The sequence below is a fragment of the Mesorhizobium sp. YL-MeA3-2017 genome, from assembly GCF_030814575.1.
GTDB lineage: Bacteria > Pseudomonadota > Alphaproteobacteria > Rhizobiales > Rhizobiaceae > Mesorhizobium > Mesorhizobium terrae.
On record NZ_JAUSVH010000001.1, the window covers coordinates 1,509,932 to 1,532,925 of the forward strand.

Annotated in this window: 21 protein-coding genes and 1 riboswitch; of the genes, 13 read left to right on the plus strand and 8 right to left on the minus strand. The window is 63.2% G+C overall.

All coding sequences use genetic code 11. The annotated features are described in order from the left end of the window. Positions 1 to 24: 24 nt before the first annotated feature. The 4 genes from QFZ88_RS07145 to QFZ88_RS07160 all read left to right on the plus strand — a co-directional run bounded on the left by QFZ88_RS07145 (position 25) and on the right by QFZ88_RS07160 (position 6,349). Positions 25 to 1,935, plus strand: a complete 1,911-nt coding sequence (locus QFZ88_RS07145) for an AAA family ATPase (RefSeq protein WP_024925554.1) — start codon at positions 25 to 27, stop codon at positions 1,933 to 1,935. Beyond that, entirely contained in the window at positions 1,935 to 3,221 is a 1,287-nt protein-coding gene (locus QFZ88_RS07150; protein ID WP_036254425.1) for a DUF6638 family protein, read from the plus strand. The genes QFZ88_RS07145 and QFZ88_RS07150 overlap by 1 nt, the downstream gene beginning before the upstream one ends. A gap of 21 nt (positions 3,222 to 3,242) precedes the next feature. Continuing rightward, positions 3,243 to 4,364 (plus strand): DUF2333 family protein, encoded by a 1,122-nt coding sequence (locus QFZ88_RS07155; RefSeq protein WP_024925556.1) that lies wholly within the window; start codon positions 3,243 to 3,245, stop codon positions 4,362 to 4,364. A gap of 305 nt (positions 4,365 to 4,669) precedes the next feature. Further along, positions 4,670 to 6,349: a formate--tetrahydrofolate ligase gene (locus QFZ88_RS07160; RefSeq protein ID WP_024925557.1), complete on the plus strand. Its 1,680-nt coding sequence runs from the start codon at positions 4,670 to 4,672 to the stop codon at positions 6,347 to 6,349. A 117-nt stretch (positions 6,350 to 6,466) separates the two neighbouring features. On the opposite strand, the gene QFZ88_RS07165 is transcribed toward QFZ88_RS07160, so the two are convergent. Next, the gene (locus QFZ88_RS07165) at positions 6,467 to 8,116 is read right to left on the minus strand and encodes a hypothetical protein (RefSeq protein WP_024925558.1); all 1,650 of its coding nucleotides are present in this window, start codon (positions 8,114 to 8,116) and stop codon (positions 6,467 to 6,469) included. Between the two features lie 136 nt (positions 8,117 to 8,252). On the opposite strand from QFZ88_RS07165, the gene QFZ88_RS07170 reads away from it, so the two are divergent. Beyond that, the gene (locus QFZ88_RS07170; RefSeq protein ID WP_161773324.1) at positions 8,253 to 8,423 is read left to right on the plus strand and encodes a hypothetical protein; all 171 of its coding nucleotides are present in this window, start codon (positions 8,253 to 8,255) and stop codon (positions 8,421 to 8,423) included. Positions 8,424 to 8,533: 110 nt separating this feature from the next. Here QFZ88_RS07170 and QFZ88_RS07175 read toward each other — a convergent pair whose 3' ends face one another. Then, positions 8,534 to 9,007: a 6,7-dimethyl-8-ribityllumazine synthase gene (locus QFZ88_RS07175; RefSeq protein ID WP_024925559.1), complete on the minus strand. Its 474-nt coding sequence runs from the start codon at positions 9,005 to 9,007 to the stop codon at positions 8,534 to 8,536. Positions 9,008 to 9,083: 76 nt separating this feature from the next. Further along, positions 9,084 to 9,230: riboswitch (FMN riboswitch) on the minus strand. A gap of 56 nt (positions 9,231 to 9,286) precedes the next feature. Further along, positions 9,287 to 9,832 (minus strand): sugar O-acetyltransferase, encoded by a 546-nt coding sequence (locus tag QFZ88_RS07180; protein WP_036254427.1) that lies wholly within the window; start codon positions 9,830 to 9,832, stop codon positions 9,287 to 9,289. A gap of 139 nt (positions 9,833 to 9,971) precedes the next feature. On the opposite strand from QFZ88_RS07180, the gene QFZ88_RS07185 reads away from it, so the two are divergent. The 3 genes from QFZ88_RS07185 (at position 9,972) to QFZ88_RS07195 (ending at position 12,982) form a co-directional block, all read left to right on the plus strand. Beyond that, entirely contained in the window at positions 9,972 to 10,433 is a 462-nt protein-coding gene (locus tag QFZ88_RS07185; protein WP_024925561.1) for a membrane protein, read from the plus strand. Continuing rightward, entirely contained in the window at positions 10,430 to 11,812 is a 1,383-nt protein-coding gene (locus tag QFZ88_RS07190; RefSeq protein ID WP_024925562.1) for an FAD-containing oxidoreductase, read from the plus strand. The genes QFZ88_RS07185 and QFZ88_RS07190 overlap by 4 nt, the downstream gene beginning before the upstream one ends. A 117-nt stretch (positions 11,813 to 11,929) precedes the next feature. Beyond that, complete coding sequence (locus tag QFZ88_RS07195; protein ID WP_024925563.1) at positions 11,930 to 12,982, plus strand: succinylglutamate desuccinylase/aspartoacylase domain-containing protein; 1,053 nt, start codon at positions 11,930 to 11,932, stop codon at positions 12,980 to 12,982. A 42-nt stretch (positions 12,983 to 13,024) separates the two neighbouring features. Here QFZ88_RS07195 and QFZ88_RS07200 read toward each other — a convergent pair whose 3' ends face one another. Then, the gene (locus QFZ88_RS07200; protein ID WP_024925564.1) at positions 13,025 to 13,738 is read right to left on the minus strand and encodes a DUF1868 domain-containing protein; all 714 of its coding nucleotides are present in this window, start codon (positions 13,736 to 13,738) and stop codon (positions 13,025 to 13,027) included. Between the two features lie 75 nt (positions 13,739 to 13,813). After that, complete coding sequence (locus tag QFZ88_RS07205) at positions 13,814 to 14,728, minus strand: DMT family transporter (RefSeq protein ID WP_024925565.1); 915 nt, start codon at positions 14,726 to 14,728, stop codon at positions 13,814 to 13,816. Positions 14,729 to 14,829: 101 nt separating this feature from the next. Here QFZ88_RS07205 and QFZ88_RS07210 point away from each other — a divergent pair, with 101 nt between their 5' ends. After that, complete coding sequence (locus tag QFZ88_RS07210; protein WP_024925566.1) at positions 14,830 to 15,690, plus strand: LysR substrate-binding domain-containing protein; 861 nt, start codon at positions 14,830 to 14,832, stop codon at positions 15,688 to 15,690. A 15-nt stretch (positions 15,691 to 15,705) separates the two neighbouring features. Here QFZ88_RS07210 and QFZ88_RS07215 read toward each other — a convergent pair whose 3' ends face one another. Beyond that, positions 15,706 to 16,488 (minus strand): MerR family transcriptional regulator, encoded by a 783-nt coding sequence (locus QFZ88_RS07215; RefSeq protein WP_024925567.1) that lies wholly within the window; start codon positions 16,486 to 16,488, stop codon positions 15,706 to 15,708. 268 nt (positions 16,489 to 16,756) lie between these two features. Between QFZ88_RS07215 and QFZ88_RS07220 the strand changes: the two genes are divergently transcribed. Together QFZ88_RS07220 and QFZ88_RS07225 are read left to right on the plus strand one after the other, a co-directional pair. After that, on the plus strand, positions 16,757 to 18,946 hold the full coding sequence (locus QFZ88_RS07220) for an anthranilate synthase (protein ID WP_024925568.1): 2,190 nt from the start codon (positions 16,757 to 16,759) through the stop codon (positions 18,944 to 18,946). A gap of 6 nt (positions 18,947 to 18,952) precedes the next feature. Next, a complete protein-coding gene (locus tag QFZ88_RS07225; RefSeq protein WP_024925569.1) occupies positions 18,953 to 19,882 on the plus strand; it encodes a cation diffusion facilitator family transporter in 930 nt (309 codons plus the stop codon). Between the two features lie 2 nt (positions 19,883 to 19,884). Here QFZ88_RS07225 and QFZ88_RS07230 read toward each other — a convergent pair whose 3' ends face one another. Then, positions 19,885 to 20,982: a hypothetical protein gene (locus QFZ88_RS07230; protein WP_024925570.1), complete on the minus strand. Its 1,098-nt coding sequence runs from the start codon at positions 20,980 to 20,982 to the stop codon at positions 19,885 to 19,887. 91 nt (positions 20,983 to 21,073) lie between these two features. On the opposite strand from QFZ88_RS07230, the gene QFZ88_RS07235 reads away from it, so the two are divergent. Both QFZ88_RS07235 and QFZ88_RS07240 read left to right on the plus strand, forming a co-directional pair. Then, complete coding sequence (locus QFZ88_RS07235; RefSeq protein ID WP_024925571.1) at positions 21,074 to 21,511, plus strand: DsrE family protein; 438 nt, start codon at positions 21,074 to 21,076, stop codon at positions 21,509 to 21,511. A 60-nt stretch (positions 21,512 to 21,571) separates the two neighbouring features. Next, a complete protein-coding gene (locus tag QFZ88_RS07240; RefSeq protein ID WP_024925572.1) occupies positions 21,572 to 21,871 on the plus strand; it encodes a putative quinol monooxygenase in 300 nt (99 codons plus the stop codon). 50 nt (positions 21,872 to 21,921) lie between these two features. Here QFZ88_RS07240 and QFZ88_RS07245 read toward each other — a convergent pair whose 3' ends face one another. Further along, positions 21,922 to 22,914 carry a Bug family tripartite tricarboxylate transporter substrate binding protein gene (locus QFZ88_RS07245; RefSeq protein WP_024925573.1) on the minus strand — a complete coding sequence of 331 codons (993 nt, stop codon included), beginning with the start codon at positions 22,912 to 22,914 and terminating at the stop codon, positions 21,922 to 21,924. Positions 22,915 to 22,994 lie beyond the last annotated feature (80 nt).

The following is a 22,994-nucleotide window of genomic DNA, read 5'->3' on the forward strand; positions in this document are numbered from 1 at the left end:
ACCAGACGGCTTGACGGGGGACGAATGGATACCGGCCTGACCACCATCTCCGAAGCGGCGATCGAAAAGCATCGCGCCACCGCGCAGAGCTTCATCACCCGCATCGTCGTGCTGGAAGACCCCGCCCGCGAACAGGGCACGGCGCTCGCCGGCACCGGTCGCCGCTTCGTCTCGACGGTTTCGACCGGCTCGGTGCGCAAGACACGCGAGGTGGAACTGGTAAGAACGGTTGCCTCCGTGCGGCCGGACGATCAGCTGCTGTCGATCCCGCAGCACACGCTGCTTTACCGCGCCCGCCGCGGCATCGCGATCGCGCTGGCGGTCGCCGACATTTTCGCCGAAGGCTCCGACCTCGAAAGCCTGCAGGCCAGGAACGCTCGCGCGCCGCTTGAAGGCGACGAGGCCAGCCATTTCAAGAAACTTTTGTCGGCCTCCGCCTATGTTTCGGCTTTTGCGCTGGCGTCCTACCTAACGCAGTCGATCGACAGCGACGGCGAGGCGCCGAACGACATCGCCGAGCCCGATCTCCTGTTCGACACGCCGCAGGATGCGGTCAAGTCGCTGGTGGCCGGCCTTGACCGGGCATTGTCGGGCGCCAAGGACGATGCCGACCTGCTGGCGCGGGCGAAAAGCTTCGCCCGCATTACCATCGACGGGCTTCTCGCCCGCAAGGGTCGCTTCGACGGGCTGGGCACCTTCGAGAACGCGCATATCCGCATCGACGCCGACGATTTCATCCTCGACGGTTTCGACGTCGCTCCCGGCAAGCGTGCCAAGCCGCTGGTGATGACTTTCAAGAAGCCGGAAGAAGTCGTCGGCAACCACATCGCCAAATACCAGTCGATCAAGCTGGCCAAGATGCTGATGGCCTACGACTTCGACCGCGAGCTCAACCCGTTCGTCGAACTTGGCGGCTTCCTGTTCACCTTCATCGGCGACGGCGCACCCGGCACCGGCAAGACCACGCTGATCCAGATGATCGCCGGCCTGGTCAACGATTACTGCAAGGTCGCCGGCTATCCCTTCGCCTATGAGAATTTCGGTGTCGACCAGATCTCGTCCTACCAGGGCAAGTCCGGCCAGAATTGCCGGCAGTTCATCAACAATGTGCTGAACCCGCGCGCCATCGGCTTCGGCACCATCGACGACATCGACCAGGTGGCGGCCAAACGCTCCGACGACCGGGCTTCCGCCGGCCAGCAGGAAATCACCGGCGTCTTGATGGACGCCTTTGCCGGTGCCGGCACGGTGGTGCGCGGCAATTGCTCTTTCGGCATGTTTTCCAACTATCCGGAAAACGTCGACGACGCGTTGCGCCAGCGCGCCGGCGCCCGCTGGCTGGTCGACGGTCCGCAGACCCGCGACGACTACATCGACATCTTCGTGCTTTTGGCCGGCAAAAACCACAAGATCCCGCTCGGCGACCACGAGCTTTACGCCGCGCAGGAAATCCAGCGTGCCGTGACCGAAGCCTATGGCGAACACGCCAAACCTCGGGAAGACGGGCTCGTAAGAGTTTTCGAGCGTTTCACCAAGGAGAATGGCACGCCCAAGACCATGGAGGACGTCGGCACTTATCTGCACATGATCAAGGAAGCAGAACCGCGCTTCACCGGCCGCGCCATCAAGAACGTCACCGACGCCATCAAGATGCGGGCGATGGACATCGAACTTCCCGACGAATGGTTCGAAAAGCCCGAGGCCTTCATGCACAAGGCCTATGACGAGAAGAAAGCGATGATCGAGGAACTGCGCGGGCCATTCGACATGGACATGGTCATGCAGGAGATCAACCGCTACGCCGACTCGGAGTTCCGCTACGCCGACAAGTCCGACGACGCAGCGGTGGACAAACTTCTACGCGACGCCAGGCTGCGCGAACGCGCCGCGCGCGAAATGGCGGAGTTGCAGAAGAAGGGGCTGTGGAACGCCTGATGGACCTCCTGCGCGACAACGAGCTGATCTATGGCCGGTTGCTCACGGTGGACGAGCCGCATCTGATCGGGCGCTACAACAAGGCACTCGCCGCGTTCGGCCTGAAGCCGACGGGGCTGGAGAGCTTCCATATCGACCGCACCGGCTTCTCGCCGGAGATCGCCGAGGAATGCGGAGACCAGGCCTATCTCGATCCGAACGGGGTCAACCGCCGCTTCATCATCCTCACCCCATCGCAGATCGATCTGCCGGTGGTGCACACCGCCTTCTCGAACACCTCGCAGCTGATGTTCGAATTCATGTCCAGGAACAGCCGCGCCATCGACGCGCTGACCATCAAGGACGTGCTCTATGGCGAGATCGAGGATTCCGTCTCGAAGGTCGAGGACATCGAGGATCTCCTGTCCATCAACCAGGTAGAGTTCCGCGTTCTTTCGGCCGAAGACGTTCTCGGCAAGGCGGCGGAACTCGGCACCCTGGTCGATCGCCTGAAACAGGAACCCGACGCCTGGCGCGACAACGAGATGCTCGACCGCATGGTGGAACTGGCCAAGGTCACCGGCGATATCCGCGAGAACGCGCTGGTGCCGGACCAGGTCATCTTCCGCCACAACGCATACTGGACAAGCCATTTCGGCGGGCTCTATGTCTTCGTCGACAAGGACGTGACAACGGTGGTCGGCGACCCCGCCGCGCCCGGTTTCCGCCGCTCGCGGCCGTGGCAGGTGAGCTACCTGTCGATCAAGGACGCCGACACTGTTTTCAAGTTCCTCGCCACCTCCGGGCGCATCGAACTGCCGCGCGCGTCATGGGTCGAGAGTTCCGGCTATCTCGAGCACCGCGCCGAGATGGTGGTGCGCGACCTGATCTGGCAGTCCGATCCGGACCGCAACCTCTCCAGCGTCGACAAGGTGTGGCTGCAGACCTGGATCCACAACCACGCCGACGCGATCAACCGCGACGGCAATTTCCCCTTCCTCAACGCCGCCAAGCGCGAGATCGGCCAGCTTGGCCGGTTGAAGATCGAGGAGGTAAAGCCGCAGCAGCGTTTCCTGGTGGTGCGCGCCAAACCAAGCCATCCCGACGCCTGGCTGACCAACCGCCTGATCTCCGATTTCGTGCCGTCGGACTTCGTGTCCCGCTACATTTTCAACAAGCAGGGTTTCTATCGCGACTACGAAGGCTACAGCGAGGTATGGCGATCGCATGTTGTCGATGTCCTGAAAACCACATATCTCAGGGACAAGGCGACGTTCAGGACCCGTCTCTATGGCCTGGCCGACTGAACCGACGAGGGGTGTCACCGCATGCTTGATCCGATCGTGAACTTTTTCACCCGGATGTTTCAATGGATCGGCCGCGGTATCGGCTTTCTGATCGGCATAGCGCTGTGGCCGTTCATGTGGGTCGGCCGCTGGTATTTTCAGCGGGGCTGGATGCTCAAATCCATTCTGGGTGCCGCCCTGCTCGTGCTGATCGGGCTCTACGCCAATTTCTTCTATGCCACCCAATGGTGGAACAATTTCGATCCGAACTACGTCAACAAATATGACTTCGCCAAGAGAGACGTCTCGGCCGGCGAACAGGTGACGGCCGGCGGCGGCACCGACACGACCAAATCCTGCGCGCGCTCGGCGATCGCCGACATGACGGCCGACTTGACCGATTTCAACGTGAACCAGAATGCCTGGATCTCGTCGATGATCCTCTACAAGGTCGGGCTGTTCGGCTACGACTGGGACAAGACGCCGTTCATGGACAACAAGGCCTCGTTCCAGCGCGGCATCAACCAGGCGGTGCGTCGCACATCGACCGAGCTTGCCGACAATATGGGCCGCGTGCGCACCACCTCGCAGATCGACGGCGACCTGCAGGAAGCCCGCGGCAACCTGCAATTCGACGAAGCCACCTGGTATTTCGGCTTCAGCCCGTTCGGCCCCAAGACGCCGACGCCCAGCTACTATCGCGACGCCATCAAGAAGCTGCGCGCCTTCAACGGCAGGCTTTCCACCTGCCAGGCCGTGTTCGACGCCCGCGCCGACAATCTCAAGCAATATATCGACCGTATCGCCTCAGACATCGGCTCGACCTCGGCCATCCTCAAGGACCGCGCCGAGAACTACGATTACGGCTTCTTCGACTTCCGCGCCGATGACCGCTTCTGGTTCGCCTATGGCCAGCTCTACGCCTATTACGGGCTGATGAAGGCCGCGCAGGCTGACTTCGAGGACGTGATCAAGCAGAAGAACCTGAAGAGCCTGTGGGACACCATGGACGCCCAGTTCGTCTCGGCGCTGCGCATCCAGCCCTGGATCATCGCCAACAGCGACGAAACCGGCATCTTCGCGACCCATCTGACGACGATGGGTTTTTATATCCTGCGCGTCCGCTCGAACATGGTCGAAATCAGCAGCGTGCTTTCGCAGTAGCGAATAGCGAATAGCGAATAGCGAATAGCGAATAGCGAATAGCGAATAGCGAATAGCGAATAGCGAATAGCGAATAGCGAACAAATTAGCCGGCTGCGGCCATGTCGCAAGCAGGATTTAATGTACGCTCCGGCCTTGCCTACTCGCTACTCCCTATTCGCTATTCGCTCTAAACGACCCTGTCGCATTTCGCGTATTGTGCGGCTGTTTTGAGACGGCGGGATGGCCTCCCGCTCGGCTTCTATGCAGCCCGACACCGGCGGCCAATGCCGCGCCTGCCACCTGACGATTTGGGAGACCACCTTATGGCCGACTATAAGAGCGACATTGAGATAGCGCGCGGCGCGAAGAAGCAGGCGATCCAGGCGATCGGTGCCAAGATCGGCATACCGAGCGAGCATTTGCTGCCCTATGGCCACGACAAGGCGAAGGTGTCGGCCGAGTTCATCAAGTCGGTGAAAGGCAACAAGGACGGCAAGCTGATCCTGGTCACCGCCATCAACCCGACACCGGCCGGCGAAGGCAAGACGACGACGACGGTGGGGCTCGGCGATGGCCTGAACCGCATCGGCAAGAAGGCGGTGGTGTGTATCCGCGAGGCCTCGCTCGGTCCGAACTTCGGCGTCAAGGGCGGCGCCGCCGGCGGCGGTTATGCCCAGGTCGTGCCGATGGAGGACATGAACCTGCACTTCACCGGCGACTTCCACGCCATCACCACCGCCCACAACCTTCTGTCGGCGCTGATCGACAACCACATCTATTGGGGCAACGAGCTCGGCATCGACATCCGCCGCGTCGCCTGGCGTCGTGTCATGGACATGAACGACCGCGCCTTGCGCCAGATCATCGTCTCGCTGGGCGGTGTCGCCAACGGTTTCCCGCGCGAGGCCGGCTTCGACATCACCGTTGCCTCCGAAGTCATGGCGATCCTGTGCCTTTCCACCGATCTGAAGGATCTGGAAAAGCGCCTCGGCGACATCATCGTCGCCTATCGCCGCGACAAGACCCCGGTCTATGCCCGCGACCTGAAGGCCGACGGCGCCATGGCGGTGCTTCTGAAGGATGCCATCCAGCCGAACCTGGTGCAGACGCTGGAAAACAACCCCGCCTTCGTCCATGGCGGCCCGTTCGCCAACATCGCCCATGGCTGCAACTCGGTGGTCGCCACCACCACGGCCTTGAAGCTCGCCGACTATGTCGTCACCGAGGCCGGCTTCGGTGCCGATCTCGGTGCCGAAAAGTTCTTCGACATCAAGTGCCGCAAGGCGGGCCTGAAGCCGGCTGCCGCCGTCATCGTCGCCACCGTGCGCGCCATGAAGATGAATGGCGGGGTGAAGAAGGAAGACCTCGGCGCCGAGAATGTCGAGGCGGTGAAGAAGGGCTGCGCCAATCTCGGCCGCCACATCGAGAACGTGCGCCAGTTCGGCGTGCCGGCGGTAGTGGCCATCAACCACTTCCATTCCGACACCGATGCCGAGATCCAGGCGATGAAGGACTATGTCGCCAAGATGGGCGAGGAGGCGATCCTGTGCCAGCATTGGGCCAAGGGCTCGGCCGGCATCGAGGAGCTGGCCAACAAGGTGGTCAGCCTCGCCGAAAGCGGTGCCTCGCAGTTCTCGCCGCTCTATCCCGACGACATGCCGCTGTTCGAGAAGGTCAACACCATCGTCAAGCGCATCTATCGCGGCGACGAGGCGATCGCCGACAAGTCGATCCGCGACCAGCTGCACCAGTGGGAACAGGCCGGCTACGGCCACCTGCCGGTGTGCATGGCCAAGACGCAATATTCCTTCTCGACCGATCCGAACCTGCGCGGCGCGCCGACCGGCCACACCGTGCCGGTGCGCGAGGTGCGGCTTGCCGCCGGCGCCGGCTTCGTCGTCATCATCTGCGGCGAGGTCATGACCATGCCGGGCCTCCCCTCAAAACCCTCGTCGGAGAAGATCTTCCTCAACGACCAGGGCCAGATCGAGGGGCTGTTCTAGGCACAAAGGGCAATCGGCAGTCGGCAGTCGGAACAGGAGTTCACCCGACTGCCTACTGCCCTCATCACATGAGGCCTTACGGCCCTGATCGCGCTGTCGCCCTAGTCCCCGGAGTTTTTAAGAGCCTTGCTTGGCGGGGGTAGGCGTCGCCGGGTTGGCAGTGGTGGCTGGGCTAGCCGGGTCGTCAAACTTGCTAACTTGGCGCTTTGCCGCGTTCACCAGGCTGTCGAGGAAGTCGAAGAAGACCTCGATGCTGAAGCCGAACACGAAGGCGAGCGCGAACAGTCCGAGCCCAACCGCCTTGAAATCCTCGCTGCTGTCGAAGATACCGACCCACAGCCAGGCCAGTAGTACTCCGGCAAGCGCGCCCAGCGCGACACGGTGAACGGTCCTGAGGAAGGTCGGGTCCGGCAGAAGCGGATCGAGAATCCGGCGCATGTAGAACATCAGCGCGCCGAGCGCGCCATAAGCCGCCGGCAGAATGATGAAGGAATAAAAGGTGTTGGTGTCACGGACCTGAGCCTCGAGCGAAGCCATATCCGGGATCGAGCCGGAATAATAATAAAGGCCGATCTTGCAGTTCTGGCTGATGATGTCGGCAACCCTGACGCCGAACTGATTGTCGATCGTATAGGCGATGGCGGCGATATACTGCCTTGCGGGGTCCGCAGTCGCCGCGGATGTCTGGCCTTCCGGGGCGAGATAGTCCAGATGCGAGCAGAAAGCTCCCCGCATCACCACACTGCGCGGCTCGTGGCCATAGCCACCAGATGGGGGAGGCGGGCTGGGGTCGGTAGCAGCGTCGCTCGCCGCCGAGAGACCGCCACCACCCGGCCCCCCGCCGTCCGATGTCATGCCAGGGGTGGCGCCGCGGAAGCCTGGTGGGCATATCGCGATGGCAGGCTGCGCGCCGGCACTTTCGGGAACACCGACATTGCCGCTGCTCATTGACCGGGGAGATTCCGCAGCCTTCTTGAGCGCCTCCCCGGCGCTGAGATCATTCAGTAGAAGACAGGCGAACCAGTTTGATATCTTGTCGCCGACCTTACGGGCGGTTTCCATGCCCGCGATGGGGTTCTTCGCCAATTTCTGGAAAGTCTCGGCCCGGATTTCCAGCGCACGTATCTGCTGGTCGAGTTTGATCAGCTCATCCTGTTTCGAATAGGCCGCCTCGCGGGCCAGCAGATAGCGTTCGCGCGTATCTCCCGACTGCAATCCAGCCTCGCCGGATGCATCTCCGGCCGTGCCGCCGGCAACCGCCGGGATCGCGCCCTGTCCGGCGGGATCGCCTTGACCCTCTCCATCTTTCTTATCGGACAGGCGCCTTTGCGCTTCGTTGAGTTCACGTTCCAGCAGGCCGAAACGTTCCAGCGAATTGCTTTTTTGCAGTGCTATGAGATCGGTGGAAAGCAGCCTGCCCGAATTGTAGATCTGGGTGAGCTGCCCGACCATGGCCATGGAGGCCAGCGATATCAGGACCAGGAACGCGATCCTTGCCCTGTTGCGCCATGAATTTTTGAATGGATTCCAGCCGTTCCTGATGGCGACCAGCGCCTGCGGTTCGATATTGGCGGTGCATTTGCGGAAGGCCTCCTGAAGCGCCTTCACCTTATCGTCCTGGATCTTGCGCTCGGCCTCGGGCAGTTGTTCGACCGCCTTGATCGCGGCCCACAGTTCCGCGTCGTCGATGGTACGGTTTGTGCGCGCATATTCGGCGATACGATAGGCATCGCTGATCAGACGATCGACGAATGTTTCCTCCGCCACCCAAACCTCCCCCATCAAGAGGCCGGCACGCCGGCACCTCTAGTTCAGATAACCCGACACATATCCATAGGGTGACGGGCAGCCGCACGGATTGCCCGGCGGTCCGGGGGGATTGGCCCAGCACCAGAAAGTGGCTGTGAAGCAGATCGTGCCCGGCTGGTGCGGGGGCACCTGCGCGAAGGCCGAATGTGCCAGAAACGCAAGGCCGGCAGCGGCCAATGCAAGAATTGCCTTCGATCTTTTCGACAACGCCATGCGTGCCCCCAAGCCACGCTTCGCCCTTGCGGGACAATTGGCCGATTTATAGGGGCATCGCCTCGGCAAATCAACTTAAAGATGTATTATCGCCAAAAATACAACCTGTAGGCTAAAGGAGGAGAGAACGCCGGGCCTACCCGACGTTCTCGTGCGGCAAGATCAGGCGGCGATCAGGTCGCGCGCTTTCAGGATCTCCACGCAGGCGCCGGCCGCCTCCCTGCCCTTGACCCTGAAATGATCGAAGAAGAAACGATGATGCTCGGCACTGTCGTGGAAATTGTGCGGCGTCAGCACCGCTGACAGCACCGGCACGCCGGTTGCGAGCTGAACGCTCATCATGCCGTCGAGCACCGCCTGGGCCACGAATTCATGGCGGTAGATGCCGCCATTGACGACGAACGCCACGCCGAGGATGGCTGCATGGCGACCATTGTCCGCCAGCGTCTTGGCATGCAGCGGGATTTCGTAGGCACCAGGCACGTCGAAGATATCGACGGCCAGGCTGCCCCCGCTCAGTGTCTCGATCTCCTTGGCGAAGACCTCGACACACTGGTCGACGATGTCGGCGTGCCAGCGGGCACGGATAACGGCGACGCGGCGGATTTCGAACTGTTTTGGGGATTGCTGATTCATGGGTCCTTCCTTCCGTTTCGAACCAGAATCAGGACGCACGACGCGGAATCCCGGCAGCTTGCGCCACCGCTATTCCGTTCGTTCTCTTCCATCCGGACTGTGACCGTCGGCTCCGGAATTACACCGGATCTGCTGACCCTTCCGTTGCCGGAAGGCGCTCGCGGGCTCGGGTGCGAACACCCTTACCGCCGGTGGGGACTTTCACCCCGCCCTGAGAACATTAACGCCGCGAGTTAAGGAGACGGCCCGTCGCCCTGTCAACCCGCAGGAACAATCATTTCAGCCAACTGGCCGAGCCGGATTGCCGACAACGGTCGAGCCAGCGGCCACATTTCGGGTGACCACCGAACCCGCGCCGATGATGGCATTGTCGCCGATGGTGATGCCACCGAGGATGATGGCGCCACCACCGATCCAGACATTCTCGCCGATCGTCACCGGCCGGGCGATCTCCAGCCCTGCCAGGCGTTTTTCCGGGTCCTTGTGATGTTCAGGGCAATAGATCTGCACGGTTGGCCCGAGCATGGTGCCCTTGCCGATGCGGACCGGAGCGGTGTCGAGAATGACGCAGCCGGTATTGAGGAAGACGCCCGCGCCGAGGAAGATGTTGAAGCCATAGGCGCAATGGAACGGCGCTTCGATGCGGGCGCCCTCGCCCGCCTGCCCGAGCAGCGCGCGCAACAACGGCGCGATGTCGCCCCGCTCAAGCGGCGGCAGCGAACGATGTTCGAACACGGCCTGGCTGGCAACGAGCCGCAAGGCGTCAAGCTCGGGATCGACGCAATTGTACCATTCGCCAGCCTTCATCTTGTCGCGTTCGGTCATCTGCAGCGTCCTTGCTTGGAAGGCCCACGAATCTCGTCGCCTCCCTCGCGGATTTCGTCGCCCAGATCCGAACGATGGTCAAATGCAGGGCATATGCTAGGCTGCTTATCAAAGGCCGTTCCAAGCTGGGGGACCTGTCATGCTTTATCTGCTTGCACTGCTGATCGGGGTTGTCGCGGGCTTGAGGGCGATGATGGCGCCCGCCGCCGTCGCCTGGGGCGCCCATCTCGGCTGGCTGCCGGTTGCCGGCACATGGGCAAGCTTCATGGGCCACTGGATCGCCGTCGCCCTCTTCTCGATCCTCGCCCTCGTCGAACTGGTCACCGACCAGCTGCCCTCGACGCCCAGCCGCAAGGTGCCGCAGCAATTCGGCGCCCGGCTGGTCACCGGCGCGCTGTCCGGCGCGGTCATCGGCGCGACCGGCGGTGCCACGATCGGCGGATTGATCGCTGGCGCGATTGGCGCGGCGATCGGCACGTATGGCGGCGCCGAAGCGCGGGCGCGTCTCGCCGCCGCTCTCGGCCGTGACTTGCCCGCCGCGCTGATCGAAGATGTTGTCGCAATCGTCGCCGCCCTGCTGATCGTGGCCGCCGTCGCATGACGGGCGAGGCAAAGGCCTTCGACGCCATCGTCGTCGGCTGTGGCCAGGCTGGCCCGTTCCTGGCCGGACGGCTGAGCGGCGCCGGCATGACGGTGGCGCTCGTCGAGCGCAAGCTGGTGGGCGGCACCTGCGTCAACACCGGCTGCATGCCCACCAAGACGATGGTCGCCAGCGCCTATGCAGCGCATCTCGCCCGCCGCGCCGCCGATTACGGCGTGACGCTTTCCGGCCCGGTCGGCATCGACATGAAGACGGTCAAGGCGCGCAAGGACAAGGTTTCCGACGATGCCCGCCACAGGCTGGAGGAATGGATCGCCGGCATGCCCGGCTGCACGCTGTTTCGCGGTCACGCCCGGTTCGAGGATGCGAACACCGTGCGCGTCGGCAACGAGCTTTTGCGCGCCGGCAAGATATTCCTGAATGTCGGCGGCCGCGCCTCGGTGCCGGACTTGCCGGGCATCGGCGATGTCGCTTTCCTGACCAACTCCTCGATCATGGACCTCGACGTGCTGCCGGATCACCTGGTGGTGGTCGGCGGCAGCTACATCTCGCTGGAGTTCGCGCAGATGTTCCGCCGCTTCGGCTCCAGGGTGACGGTCATCGAGAAAGGCCCGCGGCTGATCGGCCGCGAGGACGAGGATGTCTCCGCCGCCATCCTGTCGATATTTGAGAACGAGGACATCGCCGTGCATCTCGGCGCCGACGACATCGCTTTCGCCAGGCAGAGCAAGGACGTGGCGGTCACCTTTTCGCGCGGCCAGCCGCCGGTGGTCGGCTCGCATGTGCTGCTGGCGCTCGGCCGTATTCCCAACACCGACGACCTCGGCCTCGACAGGGCCGGGGTCGCGCTGGACAAACGCGGTTACATCGAGGTCGACGACCAGTTGCGCACCAGCGTGCCGCACATCTGGGCGATGGGCGACTGCAACGGCAAAGGCGCCTTCACCCACACCTCCTACAACGACTTCGAGATCGTCGCGGCCAACCTGCTCGACAACGATACGCGCAGGGTGGGCGACCGAATTGAGGCCTATGCGCTCTACACCGACCCGCCGCTTGGCCGCGCCGGCATGACCGAGACCGCCGTGCGCCGATCCGGCCGCCGCGCGCTGGTGGGGCAGCGCCCGATGACACGGATTGGCCGGGCGATCGAGAAAGGCGAGACGCAAGGGTTCATGAAGATCCTGGTCGATGCCGACAGCGGCGAAATCCTCGGCTGCTCGGTGCTCGGGCCTGGCGGCGACGAGGCTGTGCACTGCGTGCTCGACCTGATGTACGCCAAGGCTCCGGTAAGGACGCTTCAGCGCGCCACGCATATCCACCCCAATGTCGCCGAAATCCTGCCGACGATCGCACAGGAACTGACGCCACTGGTCTGAGCCGGCGCACATCCCGGACGCTGCGGGACCTCGCTGCGCTCATCATCAGCGGCACTGGACCACTCGACATGGCCCTGCCGGCACGGCATGAACGACAGGCACCCGACGGAGAAGACCATGGAAAAATCGATCGAGCGGCTGGCTGGCGACAGCGAGGGCGTTGCCTATGAATTCCCGGTCTTCCGCTTCAAGGGGAGCGATGCCGCAGCACCGACCGCCTATCTGCAGGCGGCGCTGCATGCGGGCGAGCTGCCGGGCACGGTGGCCATCGACGCGCTGATGCCGATGCTGGCGAAAGCGGAAGCCGAAGGCCGCGTCAAAGGCTCGATCACCGTGGTGCCCTGGGCCAATCCGGTCGGTCGCGCCCAATATATGTTCGGCGAGCTGGAAGGCCGCTTCCATCTGCCCAACCGCGTCAATTTCAATCGCGACTTCCCGCTGATCGACAAGCCGGACACCGCGCTGCTGCCGGCGGAAGACAGACTGCCGACCGTCGACCAACGGCTGAAGGCCCGACTGCTCAAGCTGTCGGTCGGCCATGACATCGTGCTCGACCTGCATTGCGACGACGAAAGCGTCGCCTACCTCTACGTGCCGGCCGTGCTGTGGCCGGCCATGCAGGACTGCGCCGCCGCGATGGGCGTCGAAGCCGTGCTTTTGTGGGAAGGCGAGAGCGGAGCTGCCTTCGAGGAGGCCTCGCTACATCCGCACCTTTCCGCCGGCAAGGAACGGCTCGAACGTTTCGTGGCCACCACCGTCGAATATCGGGGCATCGCCGATGTCGATCCGGCCATGGCCGAGGCGGACGCGGCCGGCCTCTACCGCGTGCTCGTCGCGCGCGGCGTCATCGCCGATCCCTCGATGCCGAAGCCCGGGCGTTTCGAGGGGGTCGTCTCTCCGCTCGAGAACATCGACATGATGCCGGCGCCGAAGGCTGGCCCCGTGCTCTACGATGTGAAACCCGGCGACCGCGTGAAGAAGGGCGACAGGCTGGCCACGATCGTGCATGCGCCTGGCGAACAAGGCGGCCGCGTCGAGATATTCGCCCCGCAGGATGGCTACATCCTCACCCGCCGCTCGCATCGCATCACCCGCAAGGGCGACGACCTGGTCAAGCTGATCGGCGCCAAGCGCAGCGAAGACGCCCGTTCCGGCACGCTGGAGGCCTGAGAGGCGCTCCGGCGCATCGTTCGCGAGCACGATATCGGGTTCTCAAGCGAGGTCGTGCACCGGCTTGAACTCCGTCATGTCGTTGAAAGTACAGAAGGCCGGTGGGCCGAGTTCGAGCACGTCGATCTCGGCCAGGAAGCTCCGCTCAAGCTCGGCAAGGGCCGGCAGATAGACCGTTTCGGCACCGACCGGCAGCCACGCTTTCAGATAAGCGAGCGTGACGTGGAAGGTATAGCGGTCATGGTCGGGATGGCGGTAACCGAAAGGTTCGACCAGCCGGTCGCGCAGGGCGCGGATGGTCATTTCGTCCGCCAGCGTGGCGCCGGTCGCGACCAGGCCGAGCGGCGTGATCTCGACCGGCCGCATGCGCAGCTCTGGCGCCGAGGGAAAGCCTTCCAGCCGGTCGACAAACAGCGTCGTGGTCTCATCGATCGGCACGTCGCAAGCCACGTCTCGCGGCCAGTAGACAGGCTGCCGGCGTCCTTCGATGGTGCCCTGGAAAACGGTCATGTGCAGGCTTGAAACCGGCGTATAGGCAAAGCGATCGCCATGCGGCAACGCCATCATCGCTTCGCGCACACGCACCAGCGCCTGCTGCGTTTTCGACCCATCGAGCACGTGGCTGACGATGGTGTTGCCGGGCTGTGGCAGGAAATTGCCGGCCGCGTCGAACCGCCGATTGAGATAATAGGGAGGCTCGCTCTTGCCGATCTCCGTGAAGTTTTCGGCAAAGGCATCGTTTCGTTGGTAAGGCACTGTGGCTCCTGCAAGACCGGTGTCGGAGCCCGTCTGTAGTTTCGCGGCTTGAAGGCTGTGTGACAGGATTCGTCGTTACTCGGCTGGCGGGGCCAGCCGCGCCGACGCGCGCCGGCCCGGGAAACGCCAGCCCAGCCGAACGCCCAGCGTCGCGGCCGCGATCATCGCCATGCCGATTGCCTGCGGCAGGCCGATGGGGTGATTGTAGATCGCCCAGTCGATGATGATGGCAATGACGGGATAGATGAAGGTGAGCACGCCGATCACCGGCGTCGACAACCATGGATAGGCCGAGAACATCATGACATAGGCGATGCCGGTGTGGAGCACGCCGATGCCGACCAGCCAGCCCCAGGACGCTGCCGGGATATGCTCGGAAAAATTGGCGAGCGGCGCCAGCATGATCGTTCCGACGACGGTCTGGCAGAGCACGGTGATTTCCGGACGTTGTTGGCCGAGCCCTTTGGCCAGCACAGTGACGATCGCATAGAGCAGCGCGCCGCCGAGCGCCATCAGGATGCCGAACGCCCATGTCGCGGTCACAACCGTGTTGGAAGCGACGAGGCCGCTGGCCAGCACGACGCCGACAAATGCCGAGACCATCCAGATGACCTGGTCGGCACTCACCCGTTCCTTAAGAAAGACCACGCCGATCAGAACCACGAAGAACGGCTGGATGTGATAGATGATCGTCATGACGGCGATCGAGGTCTTGGCGAAACCGGCGAAGAATGCCGTCCAGCTCAGCACCATGCAGACACCGCACAGCGCCGCCCGCGCGAGCCGCGCCGGCGAGAGACCCGGATCGGGCAGGTAGCCGCGCAACAGGCACCAGGCGCCGAGGAAGACCGTTCCGAAAGCGCAGCGCCAGAACACGGTGGTGATGGGGTCGAGCCCGGCTTCGGTGACAAAGGCGCCGACCGTGCCAGCGATCATCATGGCAACGGACAGGTTCAGCGCGGGAAAGCGAGGGCTCGATGCCTGGGTCATGCAGCGTCTTCCAGAGGATGCCGACGAGCAGCAAGCCAGTCTCCGCTCTTTCACGCAAACGAATAGATTTGGTATTAGCTATTCGATATGCTGATAGCGCTATGACACCGCTTCTCGACCTCGATCTTTTGAAGACATTCGTCGCCATCATCGAGAGCGGCAGCTTCTCCAGCGCCGCCCCGCGCGTTGGGCGTAGCCAGTCTGCCGTCAGCATGCAGATGCAGCGGCTCGAACAGACGCTCGGAAAGCAGCTGTTGATACGCACGCCGAAGGCGGTGACGGCCAACGCCGCCGGCGAGGAGTTCCTGGTCTATGCCCGCCGTTTGCTCAAGCTCTCGGACGAGGCCTGGGCGAGCGTGACGCGACCGGAAGAGGCAGGCAGCGTCCGTCTCGGCGTGCCGGACGATTATGCGGCCTATCTGCTGCCGCCGGTGCTGTCGCGGTTCTCGGCCGCACACCCGCTGGTGACGGTCGAACTCGTCTGCGAGCAATCGACCGCGCTGGTGAAGACGATGGCGGAAGGCCGGCTCGATCTTGCGATCATCACCCGCCTGCCCGACCAGCCGCTGGAGGTGCTGCGGCTGGAGCGTTGCGTATGGGTGGCCTCGCCCCATCATGTCGCCTGGGAGAAGGACCCGTTGCCGGTGGCGTTGTTCGAACCGGGCTGCGCGGCGCGGCTGAACATGCTGGACGTGCTGGCCAAGACCGACCGCGCCTTCCACTGCACCTATTCCAGCGCCAGCCTGCTCGGCCTCGTCGCGGTCGTGCAGGCGGGGCTGGCGGTTGCCGGACTGGCGCAGCTCAGCGTGCCGCCGTCGCTGCGCATCATTGGCGAAAACGAAGGATTGCCGCCGCTTCCCGATCTAGAAATCGGCATCATGCGCAATCCCTTGTCGGCGACGCCCGCCGTCGAGCGCCTGGACGAATTCCTCCGCCGCGACCTGGCGGAAAGATCGTCATAGGTCGGCGCAGGATCGTCAGCAGCCCTCCCCCTGCCGCCTTGCCCATGCCCGCATCGCGGCCGGCAGCCAGGCACCGAAACCCTTGGCGATGGTCTCGTAGCGCGCAACGAAATCGGGATGCGATTCGTAGAGATCGGCGAGGTTCGCATAGGCGCCCGGAGCGCAGGGCTTGCTCCATGTCGCGGCGACCCAATCGCGGTGCCGGACGATCAGCGGATCGAGCGAGCGCGCTTGTGGCGGCGCGCCTTCCCGCATGGCCTCGGCCAAGGCATCCTCGATCTGCTTCAGTTCCTGCATCAGGCCAACGAGTTCATCCGAGGGCATCGACTGCGTCTTGATCTTGTTCGCGTCGATCTCGGCGCGAACGTTCTCGCCATGGCGCTCGATCAGCCAGGCTTCGTATTCGGCCTGTTTTTGCGGCGACACCACGCCGCTATAGAGGTCTTGATCCTTCATCGCCTTTTCTCCTTTCAGTTTGGCGATGGTGCGGTCGATGGTTTTCAGCATGCGTCGGTAGCGTTTGGCCTCGGCTTCCAGCCTCTCGCGCTGTTTGACCAGCGACTGAAGCCGGTCGAACCCCGGATCGTCGAGCACGGCGCCAATTTCGCCGAGCGACAGGCCGAGCTCGCGCTGGATCAGGATCTGCTGCAGCCGCAGCAATTCCTCCTCGCCATAGTACCGGTAACGGTTGTCGCCGACGCGCGCGGGTCTCAACAGCCCGATCTCGTCGTAATGATGCAACGTCCGCACCGATATGCCGGCGAGTTCCGCCAGTTCGCTGACCGTGTAGGTATTCATCGACCACACCTCGTGACCTGACCGAGATAGGCTCTGACGCGGCGTGAGGGTCAAGCGTGGAAATCCGGTTGCGCGGGAAACCGTTCGCGGCTATGGAATTTGCCATGTGCACGAAGTCGATCAAGAGCATTTGGTGGTGGGCCAGCTAACAGCGGCCTGTCGAAGCGCGTGCGCGTGAACAATCGAGATGGCCGCAGGAGAAGTCCGGCGGCCTTTTGTTTTCCAGAGATGCCTCCAGACCTCGCCGCGGCGGAACAGGGAGATGGCAATGACGGTGGAAATTCTGGAGAACGGCGCGGAGCGGTTCGTTACGGCGGGTGGCGTGGCGATTACGCGGGAACGCCATGACGTGCCTTATGCGGGCGCGATCGAAACCTATATCGATGGGCTGAATTCGCGCCCGGGCGCGGTGTTTTCCTCCAATTACGAATATCCCGGCCGCTATACCCGCTGGGATACCGCCATCATCGACCCGCCGCTGATGATCTCGGCGCGCGGCCGCGCGATGCGCATCGAGGCGCTGAATGCACGCGGCGAGATGATGCTGATGGTCGTCGCACGCCATCTCTCCGACCTTGAGGATGTTGCCGTCACCCAGACGACGAAGCGGCGGCTGGCGCTGAAGATCGCCGAGCCCGGCCGCGTCTTCACCGAAGAGGAACGCTCGCGGGTTCCGTCGGTCTTCACGGTGCTGCGCGCCTTCACCGCACTGTTCAAGACCGCCGAAGACGCCAATCTCGGCCTCTACGGCGCCTTCGGCTACGACCTCGCCTTTCAGTTCGACCCGGTCGAGCTCAAGCTGGAGCGCAAGGAAAGCCAGCGCGATCTTGTCCTGTTCCTGCCCGACGAGATCCTGGTCGTCGATCACTATTCGGCCAAGGCCTGGGTCGACCGCTATGAATTCGCCGCCGACGGCTTCTCCACCGAGGGCCTGCCGCGCGACCGCGTCGTCGAGCCGTTCAAGCCGGCGGACCGCATTCCGCCGCGCGGCGATCACGAGCCGGGCGAATACGCCAAGCTGGTGCGCAACGCCATGGACAGCTTCAAGCGCGGCGACCTGTTCGAAGTGGTACCCGGCCAGATGTTCTTCGAACGCTGCGAGACCGCGCCCTCCGAAATCGCGCGGCGGCTGAAGACCATCAACCCCTCGCCCTATTCCTTCTTCATCAATCTCGGCGAAGGCGAATATCTGATCGGCGCTTCGCCGGAGATGTTCGTGCGCGTCAACGGCCGCCGCGTCGAGACCTGCCCGATCTCCGGCACCATCAAGCGCGGCGACGATGCCATCTCCGATAGCGAGCAGATCCTTAAACTGCTCAATTCCAAGAAGGACGAGTCCGAGCTCACCATGTGCTCGGACGTCGACCGCAACGACAAGTCCAGAGTCTGCGAGCCGGGTTCGGTGCGTGTCATCGGCCGACGCCAGATCGAGATGTATTCGCGCCTCATCCACACGGTCGACCACATCGAGGGCCGCCTGCGCGAAGGCATGGACGCCTTCGACGCTTTCCTCTCCCACGCCTGGGCGGTGACGGTGACCGGAGCGCCGAAGCTGTGGGCGATGCGCTTCATCGAACAGAACGAAAAAAGCCCGCGCGCCTGGTATGGCGGCGCCATCGGCATGGTGCATTTCAACGGCGACATGAACACAGGCCTGACGCTGCGCACCATTCGCATCAAGGACGGCATCGCCGAAGTGCGCGCCGGCGCGACGCTGCTGTTCGACAGCATTCCCGAGGAAGAAGAAGCCGAAACCGAACTGAAGGCCTCCGCCATGCTTTCCGCCATTCGCGACGCCAAGACCGGAAACTCGACCGGCGTCGAACGCACCACGGCCCGCGTCGGCGAGGGCGTGAACATTCTTTTGGTCGACCACGAAGACAGCTTCGTCCACACTTTGGCGAACTATTTCCGCCAGACCGGCGCCAATGTCTCGACCGTGCGCACGCCGGTTCCCGACGAAATCTTCGACCGCCTGAAGCCGGACCTTGTCGTGCTTTCGCCCGGGCCCGGCACGCCGAAGGATTTCGACTGCGCCGCCACCATCAAGAAAGCGAGGCAGCGCGAGTTGCCGATCTTCGGCGTCTGCCTCGGCCTGCAGGCGCTGGCCGAAGCCTATGGCGGCGAACTGAGGCAGCTCGCCATTCCCATGCACGGCAAGCCGTCGCGCATCCGGGTCTCAAAGCCGGGGGTCATTTTCTCTGGTCTGCCGAAGGAAGTGACGGTTGGCCGCTACCATTCGATCTTCGCCGATCCGGTTCGCCTGCCCGACGATTTTATCGTTACCGCCGAGACCGAGGATGGCGTCATCATGGCCTTCGAACACAAGAAGGAACCGATCGCGGCCGTGCAGTTCCATCCCGAATCGATCATGACCCTCGGTCACAATGCCGGCATGCGCATGATCGAAAATGTCGTGGCGCATATGCCGCGCAAAGCCAAGGAAAAGGCAGCCTAGCCTGAAATGACAGCCGCCGCAGCCAAGAGTGCCTCCAAGCAGAGAGTGGTCACGCTCGCCTTCTGGTCGATCATCGTCGCCTTCGCAGTGACGGGACTGAAGATCGTCGCCTGGCGCATGACTGGCTCGGTGGCGCTCTATTCCGACGCGCTGGAATCGATCGCCAATGTGGTGACCGCGATCGCCGCTTTATGGGCGATCAAGATCAGCCACATGCCGGCCGACAGCGACCATCCGTTTGGCCACCACAAGGCCGAGTATTTTTCAGCGGTGCTTGAAGGCGTGCTGATCGTGGTGGCGGCGCTGCTCATCATCGCCAAAGTGTGGGATTCGCTGCGCAATCCCACACCGCTGGAACAGCCCTGGATGGGTCTCGGCATCAACACCAGCGCTGCGATCGTCAACGCGGTCTGGGCCTTCATCCTGATCCGCGTCGGGCGCGCCGAGAAGTCGCCGGCGCTGATCGCCGATGGCCGGCACGTGATGACCGACGTGGTGACTTCCGCCGGCGTCCTGATCGGCCTGATCGGCGCCATCTTCACCGGCTGGCATGTGCTCGACCCGCTGCTTGCGCTGATCGTTGCGCTGAACATCCTCTACCAGGGCTGGAGGGTGATGGGGGAATCCCTGAGCGGCCTCATGGATCGCGCCGTCGACAATGAGGAACACCTGCGCATCCGTGACATCATCTCGTCCAACTCAAAGGGTGCGCTGGAGGTCCACGACCTCAAGACCCGCATCGCCGGCCGCGCCACCTTCATCGAGTTCCATATGGTCGTGGAAGCTGACATGACGGTCGCCGAAAGCCACGCCATTTGCGACCGCATAGAAGACGCGCTGAAGGCCGAGATCCCCTCGGTGCGCATCACCATCCACGTGGAGCCCGACGACGAGGCGAAGCTGCCCAAGGGCACGGTCGCCGTGCCCTTCGCCTGAGCCTATTGCGCGCAGGCGGCTTGCGGCATCGCCTGCAGGCGGAAAACCCTGTCGTCGGATTTCGTCTCGGTTGCTGCATCCACCTGGCATAGCGGGGCGAATGGTAGGCTGGCCTTGGGATTGGCCAGCATCATCGTGCCGTTGGCGCCGCGGCGCAGATAGATTTCCTTCTGCGACAGATCGCATGACGGACCGCTGTCCGTCGGCGCGGTCGCCACGCAACGCCATTGATCCGCCTCGCCCTCGCAGGAATAGGTCTGCACGCTCCTTGTCGCATTCTGGCGGGTGGTGACGGCAACCACGAGATCGGCGCCGTTCGGCCAGCTCGCGGCTTTGCCCTTGGCCGCGAAGGCAGCGATTTCGGCACCGCTGCGAAAGACCCGGATCGTTTGCGTTAGCTGGTTCGGATGCGAGGCAAGATGCTCGGCCGAATAGTCGCGGCCGTAGCAAAAGGGCTGGTCCGGCTTCAGCCTGACGCGCAGCGGATCGCCGAGCGCCGGATCGACGGGATCGATACGGGCAAATTCCGCCTTGCAGTCCGCCGCCGGCCTGCGCTCCAGCCGGAAACCGTCATCGTCCACGCCGAGCGCCTGCCGGTCATATTCGGCCTTGCCGAGTTCGTCCTCGGACCCGCCACCCAGATAGATGTCGCGCGCGACACCGCCGACCACCAGTCTTCCCTCCGCGTCGAGGGACAGCTCGGCCATGGTACGATCGCATTCCATGCCGCAGCGGATCTTGCCTGCACCGCCCTCTTCTTCTGAAGCGCGGCACCAGCCGCCGACCCATTCGGGTTTCCTTGCACCGCGCGCTGTCGTCGTCATGAAGCCGTTGTAGCCGGCGGAGGCCAAGCCGTCGGACGGATCCTCGCTCGGCCGGCTGACCGGATCGGGACCGTAATAGAAGAAAATGCGCGCCACCTTCTGGCGCGGATGCGTCTTCAGATGGTCGGCATCGTAGACGCGGCCAAAACAGGCGCTGCCGCCATCCGGGCTGAATTGCTTCAACGGCGCCAGTTCGTCAGCGGTTACAGCCGCGGTCAGGACGAGTGCACACGCAATGCCGAGACTGGCGGTCGTGATAATCTTCGACGCTTTCATCGCATCCCCCACCAGGACCTGTCGCAATCGATTTTATGCTAGGAATCGACACAAGGCCACGCGCATCACGCGGCGCGGACAGGAGGGCTTCATGCTTCGCAGGGATATGTTTCGCGGACTGCTCGCCGGTATTGGCGTCACGTTCGCGTCAGGCCCGGCCGGCGCTGCCACAGCAATGCCTAACCGGCAAAAGGTCGCCTATCATCTCAGCGACGTCGACAAGGTCGCCTTCGTGCTGGGCAACATCAAGAACCACTATGAGGGTACAGACGGAAACGTCGAAATCGCCCTGGTGGTTCATGGCCCGGCGCTGGAGGCTTTCAGAAGCGCGAGCGCCTCGGCGGCGATCTCCGGCCGCTTTGCCGGATTGGTCAAACAGGGGCTGGTGCCGCATGCCTGCGCCAATACCATGCATGGCATGAACATAGGACTGCCGGACCTGTTCACGGGCTTCGTCAGCGCCGACAAAGGCGGGGTCGTCAAGCTCGCCGAACTGCAAGGTGCCGGCTATGTCTATCTAAGACCTTGATATCGACCCCGACTTCGTTCGATGATCGCCGCCAATGACAGAGGTTGAAGGGAGCCCCTGATGTATGGCCTGATCGGAAAGATGCGTGCAACTCCCGGCAAGCGCGAAGACCTGCTGCAGCTCCTGCTGGAAGCCACCGACTCCATGCCGGGCTGTCTCAACTACATCGTCGCCCGCGACCCTGCCGACACCACAGCGATCTGGGTGACCGAGGTCTGGGTCGATGCCGCGAGCCACAAGGCTTCGCTCAACCGGCCGGACGTTCAGGCTGCAATTGCCAAGGCCCGTCCGATGATTGCCGGTTTCGACTTCCAGTTCGAGACCGAACCGGCCGGAGGTTATGGGCTCGACCAGCCCTGATCTCGGCCAAAAGCGGCGGGAGCAAAGGAGCCCCCGCCGGCAGACCATCGTCAATCGACCTGGATCTTGGCTTCCTTGACGATCGGCTCCCATTTGGCGAGTTCCGCCTTGACGTGGGCACCGAGTTCTTGCGGCGTCGAGCCGACGATGGTGGCGCTGAAATCGCCCATCCTTGCAATCACCGCCGGGTCCTTCATCGCCTTGGTCGCCGAGGCGTTGAGGCGATCGATGACCTCCTTCGGCGTGCCGGGAGGCGCAAACAGCGCATTCCAGGTGTAGGTTTCGTAGCCAGGCACCCCGGATTCCGCGATGGTCGGAAGATCGGGGAAGGACGGGACGCGCTTGGCCGTCGTCACACCCAGCGCCTTCAGCGTGCCACCCTTGATGTGGGAGGACGAGGACGGCAAATTGTCGAACATGATCGGCACCTGGTTGGCGACGACGTCGTTCAACGCCGGCCCGGCGCCCTTGTAGGGTATGTGCTGCATATCCACGCCAGCCATGATCTTGAACAGCTCGCCGGAAAGATGCAGGGGCGTGCCGATGCCGGACGAGGCATAGGAGTACTTCTCGGGTTCGGCCTTCAGAAGCGCGACGAGTTCCTGGACGTTCTTGACCGGCAACTCCGGATTGACCACCAGCACGTTCGGCACGACGACCAACAGCGAGACCGGCGAAAAATCCTTTTCGGGATCGTAGGGCCTGGTCTTCAGGATCAGCGGGTTGAGCGCATGGGTGGCGACGGTGCCCATCAAGATGGTGTAGCCGTCCGGGTCGGAACGCGCGACGCGATCGGCACCGATATTGCCGCCGGCGCCGGCGACGTTTTCCACGATGACCTGCTGGCCGAGATCATCCGACATTTTCTGCGCGACGATACGCGCCACCAGATCGGTCGAGCCACCGGCGGCGAACGGCACCACCAGCGTCACCGTCCGGTTCGGGAACTGCTGCGCCGAAGACGGCGAAGCGACAGCCGCCAAAGACAGCGCCGACAAGCCGAGCGCCAAAGCGGCGCGTCGTGACAATTTTGAAAAGTTCATCCTATTCCTCCTCTCCCCCACCCTATGCGCCTTGGGCGCACGAGTTGGTTACGATAATCGGGAAGAGCAGACAACAACGA